Here is a 2,200-nt window from a genome sequence, read left to right as displayed (position 1 = left end):
TGGCAGGAACGTCAATTTTCTGGCAAGAACGTCAGGGAATTCTTAAATGGGAGGCTGGCAGATTTGAAACTTATCTTCTTTTGTGCTATACTTAGATTGGATTTTTATACGAATTGAGGTGAAACCTATTTTAAAGATAGCTTTAGTGGATGATGAACAGGAATACCTGGACGGGATGGGAAAGCTCTGCAACAGTTTCGGCAGAAGCGCCGGATACCCTGTGGAGGCAGTCCCCTTCTGCAGCGCAGGGGATTTTCTTGAGGCGTTTAGCGGCGGCAGCTTTGACCTTGTGTTCATGGATATCTATATGGAAGGCATGGACGGGGTCGCCGCCGCACTGGAAATGCGTAAGTCTGACAGCGGCTGCCTCCTTGTGTTCCTGACCTCCAGCACGGATTTCATGCCGGACGCCTTCTCCTGCCACGCCTTTGAATATGTCACCAAGCCTTTTTCTGAAAAGCGCATCTTTGACGTACTGGCGGACGCCGTGAAAGTGCTGCCGCAGGAACAGAAATACATAGAACTTGCCGCGGACAGGAAAACCGTGCGCGTGTTCCTGAGTGACATTGCTTCCGCAGCCACGGACGCACATTACATAATGGTCACACTTGCAGACGGCAGGGGGCTGCGGTGCCGCATGACCATGCCGGAATTCATGGAAAAAACAGGCGGCGACGCCCGCTTCATCCCCATCAATAAAGGTATTGCCGTGAATGCCGAATTCATCCTTGAATTTAAAAACGGATGCTGCGTCATGGAAAGCGGAGCCAGGTTCCCGGTCCGTGTGCGTGACAGTGCCAGGGCAGAGCAGATGGCAAGCGATTACCATTTTGAGAAAATACGCAGCAGACAGCGGCACAGGAAGGGGGAATGAACATGGATATGCACAGGCTTCTGTCAGCACTCCTGCAGCTGCTGGTCCTCATCCCCGGCGCGGTGTCCTGTTACCTTCCGGTAAAAAAGCAGATGAAATATACGCCCGCAAAGACCGCCGCCCTATGCACAGCAGTGATCCTGCCTTATTCCCTTGCCACCGCTTTCCTCCATGCGGCGTTTTCCATCAGCATGGAGGCGCTGTTCTTCCCCGCCCTCGTGCTGTTCTTTTTCCTGTACCGCCGAACGGTGGACATGGACCTTTCCCGCGCCCTCGCCGTTTATGTGGGGGTCTGCGCCATAGAAACCTTCCCTGCACAGTTCGCCTATGCTTTTGACGCGCGGCTGCACCCCTCGTTGGGCGCGGCGGATTTCTCCCCGGAAGCTGCCCTGTTCCGGCTTGGGCTTGCCACCCTTCTGCTTGCCGCCTTTTTCCGCCCTGCCACGGAGAACTTCTCATGGGCGTTGGATAGGCTGGACTCCCCGAAGCTCTGGTATTCCACGGTGGTGCTGTCCTCCGTGTTCCTGGTTTTCAATGTGCTTGCCGTCCCACGCTCCTACTCCACCCTTTATGCTGGGCGGATGTACGAGCTGTTCCTTGCTTTCGAGGCGGGCGCGATGGCGGTTCTTGTTGGCATTTACGTCCTTTTCTACCGGGGCGCCACACTCATACTGGAACAGGCGGAACTTAAGGAACGCTCCCGGCTCCTTGAGATGCAGTCCAGCCAGTACCTCTCCCTGCTGGAACACATCCGCCAGACCACAAAGCTCCGCCATGACTTCCGCCATTCCATCCGGCTGCTCGTCTCCCTTGCCGAGCAGGGTGATGTCGGCAGCATCCGGGCGCACATGGCGGAATATGAAACCGTACTCTACCGGCACTCTATTGCAAATTACTGCAGGAACGCAGCGCTGAATGCGCTTTTCGGCCATTACCGTGAAATGGCTGATGCTGCGGGTATCCAGACAGACTGGAACATTGAACTTCCGGAGCCTCTCCCTTTCGCGGAGCTTGACATGACAGGGCTGTTTGGAAACCTGATGGAGAACGCCATCGCCGGATGCCTGACCGTCCCGGAAAGCTCGCGGTATTTTTGCCTGACTTCCCAGGTTCGCCACGGGAACCAGTTGTATATTGTTTCCACCAACAGTTTTGACGGGAAGGTCAGGAAAGGGAAGGACGGCTACCTTTCCACAAAGCGCAACGGAAACGGAATCGGGCTTTCTGCCATCGCTGCCACAGCGGAAAAGTATGGTGGCTCAGCAAAAGCCTCCAACAGCAATACAGAATTTTTTGTGGACATAGTGCTGAAGATATAGGGGAGGG

Annotated in this window: 2 protein-coding genes; both read left to right on the top strand. The window is 55.0% G+C overall.

Annotated features, from left to right (window positions below):
* Positions 1 to 145 precede the first annotated feature (145 nt).
* Positions 146 to 874 carry a LytTR family DNA-binding domain-containing protein gene (locus Q2B33_RS23900; protein ID WP_300889179.1) on the top strand — a complete coding sequence of 243 codons (729 nt, stop codon included), beginning with the start codon at positions 146 to 148 and terminating at the stop codon, positions 872 to 874.
* Positions 871 to 2,193 (top strand): ATP-binding protein, encoded by a 1,323-nt coding sequence (locus Q2B33_RS23895; protein ID WP_300889177.1) that lies wholly within the window; start codon positions 871 to 873, stop codon positions 2,191 to 2,193. The genes Q2B33_RS23900 and Q2B33_RS23895 overlap by 4 nt, the downstream gene beginning before the upstream one ends.
* Positions 2,194 to 2,200: the final 7 nt, after the last annotated feature.

It is taken from the genome of uncultured Acetatifactor sp. (assembly GCF_948601915.1).
GTDB lineage: Bacteria > Bacillota > Clostridia > Lachnospirales > Lachnospiraceae > Acetatifactor.
Note: the sequence above shows the minus strand (reverse complement) of the source record. Positions and strands in the feature narration are given on the sequence as shown.